The sequence below is a fragment of the Telluria sp. Soil_C_11 genome, assembly GCF_057657395.1.
Map to the genome: position 1 here is coordinate 19,046 of NZ_JBDGIN010000019.1, position 15,912 is coordinate 34,957.

Annotated in this window: 12 protein-coding genes; 2 read left to right on the forward strand and 10 right to left on the reverse strand. The window is 67.7% G+C overall.

Annotated features, from left to right (window positions below; translation table 11 throughout):
* Positions 1-8: 8 nt before the first annotated feature.
* The 10 genes from AC3A6M_RS21680 to AC3A6M_RS21725 form a co-directional block, all read right to left on the reverse strand.
* Positions 9-1,556 carry a hypothetical protein gene (locus tag AC3A6M_RS21680; RefSeq protein ID WP_487854790.1) on the reverse strand — a complete coding sequence of 516 codons (1,548 nt, stop codon included), beginning with the start codon at positions 1,554-1,556 and terminating at the stop codon, positions 9-11.
* Positions 1,553-3,541, reverse strand: a complete 1,989-nt coding sequence (locus AC3A6M_RS21685) for a hypothetical protein (protein WP_487854791.1) — start codon at positions 3,539-3,541, stop codon at positions 1,553-1,555. The genes AC3A6M_RS21680 and AC3A6M_RS21685 overlap by 4 nt, the downstream gene beginning before the upstream one ends.
* Positions 3,525-4,508, reverse strand: a complete 984-nt coding sequence (locus tag AC3A6M_RS21690; protein ID WP_487854792.1) for a BatA domain-containing protein — start codon at positions 4,506-4,508, stop codon at positions 3,525-3,527. Before AC3A6M_RS21690 ends, AC3A6M_RS21685 begins: the two co-directional genes overlap by 17 nt.
* Positions 4,505-5,392, reverse strand: a complete 888-nt coding sequence (locus AC3A6M_RS21695) for a DUF58 domain-containing protein (protein ID WP_487854793.1) — start codon at positions 5,390-5,392, stop codon at positions 4,505-4,507. Before AC3A6M_RS21695 ends, AC3A6M_RS21690 begins: the two co-directional genes overlap by 4 nt.
* Positions 5,393-5,410: 18 nt before the next feature.
* Positions 5,411-6,403, reverse strand: coding sequence for an AAA family ATPase (locus AC3A6M_RS21700; protein ID WP_487854794.1), 993 nt, complete (start codon positions 6,401-6,403; stop codon positions 5,411-5,413).
* A 3-nt stretch (positions 6,404-6,406) separates the two neighbouring features.
* Entirely contained in the window at positions 6,407-7,024 is a 618-nt protein-coding gene (locus AC3A6M_RS21705) for a DUF4159 domain-containing protein (RefSeq protein ID WP_487854795.1), read from the reverse strand.
* Entirely contained in the window at positions 7,025-8,362 is a 1,338-nt protein-coding gene (locus tag AC3A6M_RS21710; RefSeq protein ID WP_487854796.1) for a TldD/PmbA family protein, read from the reverse strand.
* A 21-nt stretch (positions 8,363-8,383) separates the two neighbouring features.
* Positions 8,384-10,021, reverse strand: a complete 1,638-nt coding sequence (locus AC3A6M_RS21715; protein WP_487854797.1) for a TldD/PmbA family protein — start codon at positions 10,019-10,021, stop codon at positions 8,384-8,386.
* A gap of 163 nt (positions 10,022-10,184) precedes the next feature.
* Positions 10,185-11,522 carry a TldD/PmbA family protein gene (locus AC3A6M_RS21720; protein WP_487854798.1) on the reverse strand — a complete coding sequence of 446 codons (1,338 nt, stop codon included), beginning with the start codon at positions 11,520-11,522 and terminating at the stop codon, positions 10,185-10,187.
* Between the two features lie 16 nt (positions 11,523-11,538).
* Positions 11,539-13,176, reverse strand: coding sequence for a TldD/PmbA family protein (locus AC3A6M_RS21725; protein WP_487854799.1), 1,638 nt, complete (start codon positions 13,174-13,176; stop codon positions 11,539-11,541).
* 333 nt (positions 13,177-13,509) lie between these two features.
* Here AC3A6M_RS21725 and AC3A6M_RS21730 point away from each other — a divergent pair, with 333 nt between their 5' ends.
* Positions 13,510-14,289 carry a class I SAM-dependent methyltransferase gene (locus tag AC3A6M_RS21730; RefSeq protein WP_487854800.1) on the forward strand — a complete coding sequence of 260 codons (780 nt, stop codon included), beginning with the start codon at positions 13,510-13,512 and terminating at the stop codon, positions 14,287-14,289.
* Between the two features lie 86 nt (positions 14,290-14,375).
* Entirely contained in the window at positions 14,376-15,911 is a 1,536-nt protein-coding gene (locus AC3A6M_RS21735) for a S1C family serine protease (RefSeq protein WP_487854801.1), read from the forward strand.
* Position 15,912 lies beyond the last annotated feature (1 nt).

Here is a 15,912-nt window from a genome sequence, read left to right on the forward strand (position 1 = left end):
CTCCTCATTTATCTCTTCTCACGCCACCACAGGCCCAGCATCGCCAGCGCGAACACGATGCCGAATGGCCAGGCGGGCAGGCTGCGCGCCCCGCCCTCTGCTGCCGGGACAGGCGTGCGGGCAGCGTAGCGCGCGGTCGCATCGCGGCGCTGGGCGCGCTGCCACAGGGCCCAGTCGCCGTCCGCATAGACGTAGACCGCGCTGCCGGCCGCACGGCCACCCTGCCCCTGCGTGCGGACGTCCAGCCAGCCGGCCCGCTGCGGCCATACCGCCACGCAGGAGGCGTCGACGCGCTCGGCACGGCGCTGCCACGGCAGCGTCAGCGCCAGGCCAGGGAAGGAAACTTCGCCCCCCTTGGCCAGGGCGCCGCGTGCACACACTTCCAGGCGCCTGGCCGGCAACGGCAGCTCTTCCGGGTCGAGCCAGGCCAGGTCTTCGTTGCGCCGCACGCGCAGGCGGTCGAGCACGTCCTGCCACCACAGCGCCAGCGCGCGCGGTTCCTCGATCGCATGGCGGTGCCAGCCGCCCACGCCCAGCCAGGCGATGCGGCCCTTGCGCCAGTCGCGGGTCCAGAGGCCGTCTTCGCCCTGCCACTCCTTGGTGCGCGCCTGCGCCGGGTTCAGGCTACCCGATGCCATCGCCAGGCGCGTGCCGATGGTCTTGTCGGCCGGCTGCGGCGCCAGGTGCAGGCCCATGCTGCGCGACCAGACGCCGGCGTCGCCCGCGTTCGCGCCCAGCACCAGCAGCGGCGCGCCCTCGGCCACCCGGGCCAGCAGCGCCGCGCGCGCAGGCTCTCCGGCGCGTTCGAACCAGGCGGCGTCGACGATCTCGAGGTCCGGCGACTTCATCTCGGCGCGCGCGCTTTCGCTGCGGCGCAGGTTCTTGCCCAGCTCGACCTGCCAGTCGATCACGGCATTGCTGGCGGCGAGCAGGTCGTTCAAGGTGCGCAGGTCGAAGGACGGCGCGCCGAAGCGCCCGCGCACCTGCAGCGGCGACGGCGCGATCACGGTGAGCGGCACCGGGCCCTGGTCGACCAGCTTGCCTTTCGCATCCAGCAGGCGCGCCGTCAAGACCAGGCGCTCGGCCAGCGGCGGCAGCCATTGCACGGACAACGGGCCTTCTCCCTTGCCCTCGGCCAGTACCTCGCCGTTCTCGGCCAGCAGCTGCAGCCGGCCCGGCGCCCGCCAGGAGCGTTCCAGCTTCAGGCTGAAGAGTCGGCCCAGCGCGATCGTGCGCGGGAAGTCCAGCCGGACCGTGGGAGTGGCCGGCGCGGTCCAGGCCAGCGGGCGCGCCGGCAGGTCGTCCCATTCGGCGTCGCGCAAGCCATCGCCGTCGAGCTTGAGGGCGCGCACGCCGTCCAGCGAGGCCGGCGGATTCGCGGCGGACAGCGCCAGCGTGCCGCCGGCCTCGCCGGGCAGCGTGAAATTGCCGACCGCGCCGGCCAGCGCAATGCCCGCCAGCGCGGCCAGCACCAGGTCGATCCAGCGCCGGCGCAGGCCATAGGCCAGCGCGCTGAGCGCGCCGATTGCGAGGGCAAGGATGGCGAGCGTCGTCATTGCATTCCTCCCCGCACGGCGCGCTCGAACGGCGTCTCGACCGTCGGCGTGGCCTGCAGCAGCACCGGCGCATCGTGCACGGCGCCGCGCAGCCAGGCGCGCAGCACCGGGCGGCAGGCCAGGCAGCCGTCGGCCACGTCCTGGATCGCGCGCTGGGCCGCCAGGCGCTGTTCGTCGGCGCCGATGCGCTCGCGTACCCAGTCATGGGCGGTGCGAGTCCACAGGCCTGGCAGCGGCCCGTCGCCGGCCAGCGCCCGCACCAGCTCGCGCAGTTCGGCCGGCACGCCGTCCGGGGCTGCCGACTGTTCGCGGCGGTTGCTGGCCGCGCCGGCCATGTCGCCCGTCATGCGTTTGTCTTCCTTGATCGGCGGCGGCGCGAACGCCGTCTTGTGCAGGTAGATGCGCTCGGACTGCTGCAATTCCTTGATCGCCTCGAGCGCCTTGTGTTCGGGCGGCAGCGCCGTCTTCGGCGTGATCGCGCGCAGGGCATTCTCGGCATCCCACATCGCGCTCAGCGCGCGCCGCAGGATTTTCTTGGTGGCGTCGTCGAACAGGGTCGCGTTCTCGGCCTGGTCATGGGCGTGGCCGAACTCGTGCAGCACGTCCTGCGGCTTGCCATTGCCTGCGCCATGCTCGTCGTCGTGATCGTCCTTGCCGAACAGGGTCGATTCCTCGCCCAGGAACTGGCCGTAGCGGCGCCGCAGTGCGCCCTGGTCGGCGGCGATCGCTTCGCTGCGCTCGCGCACCGTGGCGGCGTCCATCTTCTTGATACGCATGTCGGCAATCAGCTGCTCGGTGTCGATGATGATCTGGCGCTGGCTGCGCAGGCTCTCGGCCTTGACCATCACCGGCAGCGCCGACACCTGTTCGTCCTCCTGCGCAGGCGGCGCGGGCAGGCGCAGCGTGTAGGTCGGCGACTGCACCGTGTGCGGCCTGGCCGCGTTGTCGGTGGCGCGCACGAAGAAATACAGCTCGTCGCCGGGCTCCATGCCGAGGTCCTGCAAGGTCCAGTTTTTCGACCAGTCGCGCCGGCGCAGGTCGCGCCCGGCCGGGATCGGCATCTCGCGGTCGCTGAAGCGGATGTTCTCGCCGCTGCCGCGCGCCAGGGTCAGGTGCAGGGTCGCTTGCCTGACCTGGTAATCGTCGCGCACCGAGATCGCCATCGCGGCCTGCGTGGCGTCGCGCGCCAGCTCCTTGATGATCTCGTTCGGCTGGGTGACCACGATCTCGGGCGCACCGTCCGGCAGCACCTTCAGGGTGTAGCGGGCGCCGCGCCAGCGCCAGAAGATCGATTCGGTGGCGGTCCAGCGCGCGCATTCAGGCCCGGCATGCAGGACCTGGCCGTCGCTCAGTTCGATCGCTTCGGCGGTCGCGCCGGCCGCGGGCTGCTTCAGGCACCACTCGACCACGGTCTGTTCCGGCGCCTGCAGGTCGCGCGGCGCCGACACGGACGGCTCGACACCCGTGTAACGCGGCGGCGCCAGTTTCACCACCAGTTCGGCGGCGGCGGGAGCGGCCGCCTTGTGGCTCGCGCCCGGCAAGGCGGTGGCAAGCGGCTGGCCGCCATGCGGCAGCAGCGACGAGCCCCAGGCCAGCGCCGCCAGCGCCAGGTTCGCCGCCAGCCACGGCAGGCCCGGGCGCACGCGTTCGCGCACGATCGCACGCACCCGCACCCGCGTGAGGCTGGCTTCGATGCGTGCCAGCAGGCGCTGGCGCTGCAGCTGCGCGACCGGCGATTCGGCCCGCCGCAGCAAGGCGGTGCTGTCTTCCATTTCCGGCACGGCGTCGTCGACCCAGGCGGCCCAGCCGCGGCCCACGCGCTGCCGCAGGCGCAAACCGTCCCAGGCGCAGAACGCCGACCAGGCCAGCAGGCCGGGACCGGAGCGCAGCAGCAGCCAGGGGATTGCGCCGCCCAGCCACAGGCCGGCGCGGCGCAGCAGCGCGGCCTTCCAGAGCCGGCCTACGATCTCAACGTCGGCGGACATGGGTCACGATCCTTTCGAGGGCGAACAGCACCAGCAGCGCCGTGGCCAATGCCTCGCGCAGGGCGCCGCCGAACGGCCCCGCCGGCGCCCGCGCATCGACGATGGGCGCCTGCGGCGGCGCGGTATGCGGCGCCAGCCCCAGGTGCAGGCGCTGCCAGCTGGCGAACATCGTGCGCGCGGCGTCGGCATCGCGCGGCGGCAGCCAGGCCGCGCTCCACAGGCGCCCGTGCGGGCTGTCCAGGTAGTGAAGTTCGCCGGCCTGAGGCGCTTTCCGCAGTTCGGGGAAGGCGGACGTGTCGGCCACCCACCACAGCGGCGCGCGCAGGCCGGGCGGTGGGGATTGGGGCAAGTCCCACACCACCAGCCCGGTCTTCGGGCCGGCCTGTTCGTCGAACACATAGCGCTGCGGCCCGTCGAGCGCCGCGAACACCTTGCGCCATTCCCCGGCACGCTGGCTGTACACCGCCACATGTTGTGCGGACGACGCCGGCAAAGCGGCCTGGCTGCGCACCGTGACCGCGTGGCGCAGGCGCGGCAGCGCGGCCGGCATCGCCACATCGCCGACCAGCAGCAGGCGGGCCTGCGGCTTGAATTCGCGCTCGTGCTCGTGCAGCCAGCGGTAGGCGTCGCGGCCGGGCAAGTCGATGCGGCGCGCTTCCGCCAGGCCGGCATCGCGCACCTGTCGGTCGGTGAACGCAGGATCGGCGCCGGGCACGATCAAGACGCTGTCGCCGCGCCAGGGCAGCACGGGGTCGGCAAGAAATGCGATCAGGCCGGTCAACAGCAGGCAGCGCAGGAGCAGCAGGAACAGGTCGCGAAAGCGCCACACGCGCAGCTGCACGGGTTCGGATGGCGGCAGGAAGCGCGCCGTCGCCAGCGGCGCGGCCCTGGTCTGTTCGCGCTTCTGGCGGTGCCACAGGATCGGCAGAAGCAGGACCGGCAGCGCCCACCACCACAGGCTGTTCATGGCCGCCCTCCCCGCGTGCGCATCCACGCGCGCAGGACCTCGCCCGGCGCACGCTCGATCGGCGCCGCGACATACGGAATGTCATGCGCACGGCACTGCTGGGCGACCATGCCGAAATGTTCCTCGCGCCTGCGGACGTATTCCTCGCGGGCCTCGCGTCCGAAGCGGAACAGCTTGCCGTCCGCTTCCGGGTCGCGCCAGGCTTGCCGGGCATCGAAGTCCGCCGCGATTTCGGCCGCGGTCTGCAGGCACAGCGCGCGCACGTCGTGGCGCATGCCGCGCAGGCGGAGCATCGCTTCCGACAGCGGCGACGGCCAATCGAGGAAATCGCTGGCCACGCACACCACGCTGGGTGTCCGCGCAAAGTGCAGGCTGGCGCGCAGGACCTCGCTGCCGGGCAGCGTGCCGGCGGCGTCGAACCGTTCCAGCTGGGCCAGCACGCGCTGCAGCTGGCGCGGCCCGCGCGCGGCCGGGGTGAAATGGGCGCGTTCGCCCTGACAGATGAGCAGGCCGAACGCATCGCCCTGGCGCTGCGCGATCGCGCCGACGCAGCCGAGCAGCAGGCGCGCGTAACCCAGTTTATCGAGGCCCTCGACGCTGCGGCTCGGTTCGAGCATGGAAGCGGTGGCGTCCAGCACCAGCCAGACCGCGACGTGGCTGTCGCGCTCGGCCTCGCGCACATAGTAGCGGTCGGCGCGCGCCATCAGCTTCCAGTCGACGCGGCGCCATTCGTCCCCGGGCGCATAGGCCCGGTATTCGGAGAACTCGACGCCGGCGCCGCGCTCGCGGCCGGCGTGGATGCCGTGTCCCAGCCCCGCCAGCACGTGGCGGATCGCGAGGTCGAGCTTACCGGTATGCGCCGCCAGCGCGGCGCTTGCCTGCATGGACACTCAGCCGGCCCCTCAGTCGACCCGGACGCCGCTGCGCAGCGCAGCCAGGATGTCGGCAATCGCGATGCCGTCCGCTTCCGCTTCGAAGTTGCGCAGCACGCGGTGGGCCAGCACCGGCAGCAGCATCGCGCCGATGTCTTCGCGCGTGACCGCCAGCCGGCCATGCATCAGCGCGCGCGCCTTGGAGGCCAGCACCAGCGCCTGGCCGGCGCGCGGACCGGCGCCCCAGCCGATGTGCTTGCGGATCGCCTCGACCGGCGAATCGGCCGGGCGGGTGGCGCGCACCAGGCGCGTCGCATAGCGCAGCATGGGTTCGGCGATCTCGATGTCGCGCACCAGCCGCTGCAGGCGAAGGAGGGTATCGAGCGTCATCGCCGGCTCGGCATCCGCCAGGCCGGCGTGCGTGGTCGCGCCGACCATCGCGATCTCTTCCTCCTCGGTCGGGTAGCCGACGTCGATGCGCAGCAGGAAGCGGTCGAGCTGGGCTTCCGGCAGCGGATAGGTGCCGGCCTGCTCGATCGGGTTCTGGGTCGCCAGCACGAAGAAGGGCCTGGGCAGCTTGTGCGTCTGGCCGGCGAAGGTGACGCTGCGTTCCTGCATCGCTTCCAGCAGGGCCGACTGGGTCTTCGGCGGCGCGCGGTTGATCTCGTCGGCCAGCAGCACCTGGGTGAACACGGGACCCTGCTGGAAGCGGAACACGCGCTGGCGCGTGACCTGGTCTTCTTCGAGGATCTCGGTGCCGACGATATCCGAGGGCATCAGGTCGGGCGTGAACTGCACGCGCCGGAACTGCATGTCGGTGGCCTGGGCCAGCGATTTGACGAGCAGGGTCTTGCCGAGTCCCGGCACGCCTTCGACCAGGGCGTGGCCGCCGGCCAGCAGGCAACAAACCAGCAGCTCGATCACGTCCTTCTGGCCGATGATCACCTGCCCCATGCTGCTTTTCAGGTGCCCCACCTTCGCCCCGAGGTCGGCGATCTCGTTCTCGGTCCATGCTTGTGCCACTTGCTACGCTCCTAAGGCATATTGAATGATGTTGACCGCAAAGCGGGTGTTGTCGACCGCCAGCCAGCGCTTGTTGCGGAAGTCGTAATCCCACTCGCAGCCGTAGTCCTTGTTCGAATACAGCACCCCGATGCGGCCGTTGACTTCGATGGCGCGCAGGTACTCGTGCACCAGGTCGTCGCCCCAGCCGTTCAGCTCCACCGCGGTGTTCGGCGGCCCGTCGAACTTGAAGAAGCTGGAATACAGGCGGTGATTGTTCGGGATCTTCTTCAGCGCCTTCGGGCCGAACATCTTCGCCAGCTCCGCTTCGAAGGATTTGGCGAACAGGCCGTCGATGTCGTGGTTGCAGTCGTCCACGAACACGAAGCCGCCGCCCTTCACGTAGCGCTCGAAGTTGCGGCGCTCGGCGGGCGTGAACTGCACCAGCTTGTGCCCGGCCATGTAGCAGAACGGCGCCTGCAGCATCTTCGGATCCGACAGGGCGATCACGCGCTCGGCCGGGTCCACCCGCAGGGTCGTGTATTCGACCAGCGAGTTGAGCACGTTGCTGGGCATGCGGATGTCCACGTCCCAGTCGCCCGACTCGTACATCAGGCGCGTGAAGTAGAAGTCGTAGACCACTTAAACCGCGTCGGACAGCGAGGTGAAGTTGAAATCGCGGATCCGCATCGGTGGAATCACCATCTGGTACGCCACCTCGTCCGGCCCGATGACCACCGGCTTGCCGAGTTCCTCGACGTTGTTGAGCATCGTGACCGGGCTCTCGTTGAAGCGGAAGTTCTTGATCGGGTACTTGATCTTGCCATTCTCGACGTAGAAGGTGCCGTCGCGCGTCAGGCCGGTCAGCAGCACGGACTGCGGGTCGACCATGCGGATGTACCAGGTGCGGGTCACGACCACGCCCTTCTTCGTGCTGGCGATCAGCTCTTCGAGCGACTTGCTGCCGCCGGCCATGATCATGTTGCCGGCGCGCGCGGTCGGCGCCACGCCGTTCTTCTGGGCCCAGAAGCGCGAGTATTCGAGATTGGCGACCTTGCCGTCCTTGATCAGGTCGCGGCGCTGGCGCGCCAGCATCGACTGCGAATCCCAGGGGCTGACCGGGACGTCCTTGTCCCAGGGGTCGGACCAGACGTTGATCTGTTCGTCGAACAGCTTTTCGCCCAGGCGGTTGCCGCCGCCCTTCTTCGCCAGGAAGCTGCGGCCTTCGTCGGCCTGGCGCGCACCGAAGGCGCCGAACATGCGGCCCAGCAGTTCGGAGGTCGCGGCCGGCTCCAGGATCACGGTGTAGCGGCCCGGCTCCAGCGCCTTCGCGTCGACCGAGCGCAACGCCTTCTCCATGGCGACCTCGGACGCCTCGCGCGGGTCGAAGCGTTTCGCATCGCTGGCCGAGCGGGTCACCCAGCCCGAACCGCGGCCATCCTCGGTGCGCGCGGTGCAGGTGTAATCGAGGCCCGTGAACTCGCGGTGCCCGAACAGGCCCTTCGAGTTGGCGATGGTCTCGAAGCCGGTGGTGTCGGTAAAGAAGCCGGCGGTGACCAGCTTGTTCTTGCGCCCGGCCAGGATCGCGTGCGAAGCCACTTCGGCGCGGTAGTCCGGGTCGATCGCGGCGGTGGACGCGAAATATTCGCCGGTCGGCTTGAATTCCTGCTTGCCAGGAATCGGCACGTATTCCGGATTCTCTGGCGCCAGGCGCGCGGTGTCCTCGGCGCGGCGCACGGCCTGCTCGAGCGACTTGTCGTCGAATTCGTTGACGCTGGCCGTGCCCTGGCGCTTGCCGAAGGCCACCGTCACCGTCAGGCGCCGGTCTTCGTTCAGGCCGGCCGTGGAGACGCTGTTGCGGGCGAAGCGGATATTGCCGCTGCGGTTGCCGTTGATGGCGACGCTGCACTCATCCGCCTTCGAGAAGGACAGCACGCGGTCGCAGATCCGTTTTGCTTCTTCCTGGTTAAGCTGTTTCATCTTGTCTCACCTATCCCCAACTTAGCCGATCTTGCGGCCGGTATTGATCACTTTGACGCCATTAAAGCGCGTGGTCGAGGCGCCGTGCGAGACCGCGCTGACCTGGCTGGGCTGGCCCTTGCCATCGAAGAAGGAGCCGCTCATGCGCCAGTCGCGTTCGTCGCAGATGGCGCTGCACGCGTTCCAGAATTCCTGGGTGTTCGACTGGTAGGCCACGTCTTCGAGCATCGGGCCGATCTTGCCGTCCTTGATCTCGTAGTACAGCTGGCCGCCGAACTGGAAGTTGTAGCGCTGCTGGTCGATCGAGTAGGAGCCGCGGCCGAGGATGTAGATGCCCTTCTTGACGTCCTCCACCATCTGATCCGGCGTCAGTCGCTTCGATCCCGGCGCCAGCGACACGTTCGGCATGCGCTGGAACTGCACGTTGCTCCAGCTGTCCGCGTACGAGCAGCCGTGCGATTCCTTCTCGCCGATGATGTGGGCCTGGTCGCGCGTGGCCTGGTAGTTGACCAGGATGCCGTCCTTGATGATATCCCAGCGCTTCGGCTGGACGCCTTCGTCGTCGTAGCCCACCGCGCCCAGCGAGCCCGGGGTGCTCTTGTCGGCGAAGAAGTTGACGTTGTCCGCGCCGAACTTGAATTTGCGGGTTTCCCACTTGTCCAGCGTGCAGAAGCTGGTGCCGGCGTAGTTGGCTTCGTAGCCCAGCACGCGGTCCAGTTCCGTCGGGTGGCCGACCGATTCGTGGATGGTCAGGAACAGGTTTTCCGGCGCGATCACGAGGTCGTACTTGCCCGGTTCGACGCTCTTGGCAGTCAGCTTTTCGCGCGCCTGGCGGCCGGCGTTGCGCGCTTCCTCGACGATGTCGTAGCCGCCCTTGTACAGGGTGGTCACGCCGCCGGCTGCGCGGACCTTGTGCTCGGGCCGCGCATCGAAGTACTCGTAGCCCATGCCGACCGGCGGCGCCAGCCCGGCGCGCGAGCGGAACTTGCCGCTGGCCTTGTCGACCGCGGTGGCGGTCAGCGGCGCCCACAGGCGGTGGATGTCCTGGTCGATGTACGAACCGTCGGTGGAAGCGAAGTACTTCTGCTGGTTCACCTGGAACAGGTTGGCCGTCATGAAGCTGGCGCCGGCGTCGAGGCCGGCCTTGTTGGCGGCGATCAGCATCTCGGCCTTGTCTTTCACCGGCACGGTGCGCCAGTCCTTCCTGATCGGCGTGGCCCAGGCCACCTCGCCCACTCCCTTCACCGGAGCCAGGCGCACCGGTTCCGTCTGCAGCCTGGCGTTGGCGCGGGCGATCGCCACCGCCTGGCGCGCGGCGTTGGCGACGGCATCCGGATGCATGGCATTGGTCGCGGCGAAGCCGTAGGCGCCGTCGGCGATCACGCGCACGCCGACACCGCTCGACTCGGTGTTCGTCACGCTCTGCACCGTCAGGTCGCGGGTGGTGATGAACTGGTTCAGGTAGCGTCCGATGCGCACGTCGCAATAGCTGGCGCCCGCCCTGGTGGCCGCGTCCAGGGCGGCATCGGCGAGCGCCTTCTTCAGGCCCAGGGCCATCGTGCTTTGCAGCTCTTCGGCGGCGATGGCGCTGCCGAAGACGGGGACCAGCATGGCGCCGGCGGTGCCGGCGGCGAGGGTCAGGAAGGTACGGCGTTCCAAATCAATCTCCAATTGCGTCAAGGACGGTCCGTGGCGTTGAAACGTCGTTCCCGCGAAGGCGGGAACCCAAATTTTGCGCGTACCGGTAACACAAGCAAACTTGGATCCCCGCCTTCGCAAGGATGACGGTTCAAGGGGCGCCGGTTCCTTGCGTCAGCATCTATTACACAGCGTCCGACAGCGACGTGAAGTTGAAGTCCCGCACCTTCATCGGCGGAATCGCCATCTGGAACGGCACTTCGTCGCCGCCGATGATCACCGGCTTGCCGATCTCCTCGATGTTGTTCAGCATGGTCACCGGGCTCTCGTTGAAGCGGAAGTTCTTGATCGGGTACTTGATCTTGCCGTTCTCGATGTAGAAGGTGCCGTCGCGGGTCAGGCCGGTCAGCAGCACGGATTGCGGGTCGACCATGCGGATATACCAGGTGCGGGTCACCAGGATGCCCTTCTTGGTGCTGGCGATCAGGTCGGCGGTCGATTTATCGGTGCCGGCCATGATGATGTTGCCCGGGGTCGCGGTCGGCTTCACGCCTTTCTTCTTGGCCCAGTACTGCGAGTAGTTTAGGGCGTTGACCTTGCCGTCCTTGATGATGTCCATGCGCTCGCGCGCGATCAGGTTCTGGGTATCCCACGGCAGCACCGGCACGTCCGGATTCCACGGGTCGGCCCAGATGTTGACCTGGCTGTCGAACAGCTTGTCGCCCAGGCGCGAGGCGCCGCCCTTCTTCGACAGGAAGCTGCGGCCCTCGTCGGTCTGGCGCGCGTCGAAGCCGAACAGCATGAAGCCGAGCAGCTCGGAGGTCGCGGCCGGCTCCAGGATCACGGTGTAGCGGCCCGGTTCCAGCGCCTTCGCATCGACCGAGCGCAGCGCTTTTTCGATCGCCACGTCGGCCGCTTCGCGCGGATCGAAACGGGCGGCGTCGGTGGCCGAGCGCTTGACCCAGCCGGAGCCGCGGCCGTCTTCGGTGCGCACGGTGCAGGTGAAGTCCAGGCCGGTCTCGTCCTGGTGGCCGAACACGCCGTTCGAATTGGCGACGCTGGTGAATGAAGTGCTGTCGTTGAAGAAGCCGGCGGCCACCAGCTTGTTCTTGCGGCAGGCTTCGATCGCGTAGGCCGCGGACTGGGCGCGGAATTCCGGATCGATGGCGGCGGTCTTCTTGCTGAAGGTCTCGGACGCGCGGTAGTTCTGCTTGCCGACGGCCGGCATGAATTCCGGATTCTCCGGCGCCAGCCGGGCCAGGTCTTCGGCGCGGCGGACGACTTTTTCCAGCGACTTGTCGTCGAACTCGTTGATGGTGGCGACGCCCTGGCGCTTTCCGAAGGCGACCTGCACGGCGATGGCGGTGTCTTCCGCCAGGCCGGCGGTGGAGACGGCATTGCGCGCGAAGCGGATATTGCCCTTGCGGCTGCCTTCCACGGTCACGCTGCATTCGTCGGCCTTGGACAGCGACAGCACGCGGTCGCAGATGCGTTTGGTTTGTTCCTGGGTCAGGATGGTCATGTGTGTGCTCCCTGCCTTAGCCGATCTTGCGGGCCGTGTTGATGACGTTGATGCCGTTGAAGCGCGCGGTCGAGGCGCCGTGCGACACGATGGAGATCTGCGGAGGCTGGCCCTTGCCGTCGAAGAAGGAGCCGCCCATGCGCCAGTCGCGCTCGTCGCACAGGGCCGTGCAGGCATTCCAGAAGTCCTGGGTGTTCGACTGGTAGGCCACGTCTTCCAGCATCTGGCCGATCTTGCCGTCCTTGATTTCGTAGAACAGCTGGCCGCCGAACTGGAAGTTGTAGCGCTGCTGGTCGATCGAGAACGAGCCGTCGCCGACGATGTAGATGCCCTTCTTGATATCCTTGACCATCTCGTCCGGGGTCAGCTTCTTCTTGCCCGCCTGGAGCGAGGTGTTCGGCATGCGCTGGAACTGCACGTTGCTCCAGCTGTCCGCGTACGAGCAGCCGTCCGATTCGGTCTTGCCGATGATGTGGGCCTGGTCGCGGGTGGCCTGGTAGCTGACCAGGATGCCGTCCTTGATGATGTCCCAGCGCTTGCACTTGACGCCTTCGTCGTCGTAGCCGACGTTGCCGAGCGAGCCCGGGGTGGTCTTGTCGGCCACGATGTTCACCAGCGGCGAACCGTAGTTGAATTTCTTCGATTCCCACTTGTCGAGGGTGGCGAAGCTGGTGCCGGCGTAGTTGGCCTCGTAGCCCAGCACGCGGTCCAGTTCCGTCGGGTGGCCGACCGATTCGTGGATCGTCAGCCACAGGTGTTCCGGCGAGAGCATCAGGTCGTACTTGCCCGGAGTGACCGACTTGGCGGTCAGCTTGCGCTTGGCGTCGCGGCCGGCGGCGCGCGCGTCCTCGACGATGTCATATGACTTGGTGTACAGCGTGGCGACGCCACCGGCGGCCTTGATCTTGTCTTCCTTGCGCGCGGCCAGGTATTCGTAGCCCATGCCGACCGGCGCCGACAGGCCCTGGCGCGAACGGAACTTGCCGGTGGCCTTGTCGACCGCGGTGGCGGTCAGCGGCGCCCACAGGCGCTGGATGTCCTGGTCGATGTAGGAACCGTCGGTGGAGGCGAAATACTTCTGCTGGTTCACCTGGAATAGCATCGACTGCATGAAGTTGGCGCCGCCGTCCATGCCGGCCTTGTTGGCCGCGATCAGCAGCTCGGCCTTCTCCTTGATCGGCACCGTGCGCCAATCTTTCACTACCGGCGTCGCCCACGACACCTCGCCCACGCCTTTCACCGGCGCGAGCTGCACCGGCTCGGACTGCAGCCTGGCGTTGGCCTTGGCAATCGCCACCGCCTGGCGCGCCGCGCCGGCCACGCCGTCCGGGGTCATGTCGTTGGTGGCGGCGAAGCCGTAGGCGCCGTTGCAGATCACGCGCACGCCGATGCCGGCCGACTCGGTGTTGACCACGTTCTCGACGTTCAGGTCGCGGGTGATCACGTACTGGTTGAGGTAGCGGCCGATGCGCACGTCGCAGTAGCTGGCGCCGGCCTTGGTGGCGGCGCCCAGCGCCGTATCGGCCAGCATTTTCTTGGCCGCGACCGGCATCGGCTTGAGCAGCTCTTCGGCCGCGATCGCGCGGCCGAAGACGGGCACCAGCATCGAGCCGAAAGCCAGGCCGCTGATGTTGAGGAAGGTACGGCGTTCCATGACGTCTCCTGTGTTGGACAGTGGTCCGGCGGGCGGACCGCTCTAGTTGTACTGCGCCTGTGCTTCTTATTTATCTGCTGAACCATATCAGCAGTTAAACTTTTTGAATAGGCAATCTTTATGCCAAGCGCCTGAGGGCGTTCGACATCCCCGGGCCATAGCGGATTGCCAAAGCAGTGTCCGGCCGCTTCGTGTCCGCCCCTGTCCGGACAGTGTCCGCGCGGACGCGTTTGATACATATATAATATTTACTTGACGACAACTATGCACTGGCCGATGATCGGCGGACGGCACGGCACGACGCCGCTGCCTTACCGACATGGAGAGCGACACATGAAACGATTCATCCTGGCCGCACTGCTGGCTGGCGGCCTGGCCGGCACTGCGCTGGCCGCCAGCCAGACCGACGACGCCCAACTGCGTGCGGCAATCGCAGGCAGCCACCGCAGCAGCGCCAACGTGGCGCGCGACGCCTGGCGCCATCCTTACGACACGCTGACTTTCTTCGGCATCAAGCCGACCATGACGGTGGTCGAATTGCTGCCGGAAGGCGGCTGGTACACCGAGATCCTGGCGCCCTACCTGCGCCAGGACGGCAAGCTGATCAGCGCCGGCGCCATCTCCAGGACGTTGCTGGAGTCCAACCCGGCGGTGTATGACAAGGTCGTACGGGGCGGCTTCAGTCCGGCAAAGGCCATCTACAACTTCGCCCCGCCAAACAGCGTCGACATGGTGCTCACCTTCCGCAACGTGCACAACTTCGTCGAGCTGGGCGACGACAAGGTCAAGGAAATGTTCAAGGCCATCTACACGAGCCTGAAGCCGGGCGGCGTGCTGGGCGTGACCGATCACCGCCTGCCGGAATCGATGCCCCAGGACGCCAAGGCAACCAGCGGCTACATCCACGAGTCCTACGTGATCAGGATGGCGGAAAGCGCTGGTTTCAAGCTGGCGGCCAAGTCCGAGATCAACGCCAATCCGAAGGACAAGGCCGACCACAAGGGCGGTGTCTGGGCGCTGCCGCCGACCCTGACCAACCGCGACGAGGACCGCCAAAAATACCAGGCCATCGGCGAGAGCGACCGCATGACGCTCAAGTTCGTGAAGCCCTGAATGTGACGCGGCGGTGAGTATTTGTGAACTTTCGCGCGGCCGCACGGTGTATAGTCAACCAGCATCTTTTTGAGTCAAAGAAACGCATGACATTTTCCCGTATCGCCGCCGCAGCCCTGCTCGCTGCCGCCAGCCTCGCCGCCCAGGCGCAGGACACCGACGCCAAGGCCGCACCCACCGCGCCCGCCATCTCCTCGCGGGTCGAACGTTCGGTCGTCAAGATCTTCTCGACCTTGCGCCGCCCCGACCCGTACAAGCCGTGGACCAAGGCCACGCCGCAGGACGTCACCGGCTCGGGCGTGATCATCGAGGGCAAGCGCATTCTCACGAATGCCCACGTGGTCGGCTATGCCAGCCAGGTGCAGGTCCAGGCCAGCGAGGACGGCGACAAGGTCGGGGCCACGGTGGTGGCGGTGGCGCGCGGCATGGACCTCGCCCTGCTCAAGCTCGACGACGAGTCTTTCTTCGACAAGCACCCGGCGCTGCCGCGCGCCAGCGTGCTGCCGGACGTGCGCGAGCAGGTGTTCGCCTACGGCTATCCGGTCGGCGGCAACTCGCTGTCGATCACCAAGGGCATCGTCTCGCGCGTCGAATTCGTCCCCTACGGCTTCGGCAACGCTGGCCTGCGGGTGCAGATCGACGCCCCGATCAACCCCGGCAACAGCGGCGGCCCGGTGATCGCCGGCGACCGCATGATCGGCCTGGCCTTTTCCGGTATCGCCGGGGCCAACAACATCGGCTACGTGATCCCGAACGAAGAGATCGAGCTGTTCCTGAGCGACATCGCGGACGGCCGCTACGACGGCAAGCCGCTGCTGCTCGAGAGCATACAGACGCTGGAAAACCCGGTCCTGCGCCAGTACCTCAAGCTCGACAAGTCGGTCGAAGGCGCGGTCGTGCACCGCCCCCACAGCAACGACCCCAATTATCCGCTGAAGGAATGGGACGTCATCACCCGCATCGGCGACTATCCGGTCGATAACCAGGCCATGGTCAAGCTGGGCCCGAACCTGCGCGTGCGCTTCCAGTACCGCGTGCAGCAGGTCGCGAAGAACGGCAAGGTGCCGCTGACCGTGGTCCGCGGCGGCAAGACCCTGCAGGTGCAGGTACCGGTGGGCGGCCCGCGCCAGCTCCTGATCCCGGACCTGAACGGCGGCTACCCGTCCTACTTCGTGTACGGTCCGATCGTGTTCTCGCGCGCCACCTCCGAGTTCCTGTCCTCCGTGAGCGGCAATGCGGGGGCGCTGAACGCCCTCAGCTTCAACGGCAGCCCGCTGGTGACGCGCCGCGGCGAGGGGCCGGACGGCCAGCGCGAGGAACTGGTGGTCATCAGCTCGCCCTTCTTCCCGCACAAGCTGACGACCGGCTACAGCAACCGCTTCGGCGCCGTGGTGGAGTCGGTCAACGGCGTGCCGGTGCGCAGCCTGCGCCACCTGGTGGCCCTGCTGCGCGACCTGAAGGACGACCTGCTGGTGCTGCGTTTCGACCAGCGCGAAGGCGAGACCATGGTCCTGCCGCGCAAGGAGATGCAGGCCGCCACCGACAGCATCCTGTCCGACAACGGGATCCGCTCGCAGGGTTCGCCGGACATGATGGAAATCTGGAACGGCAAGAAGACCTGAA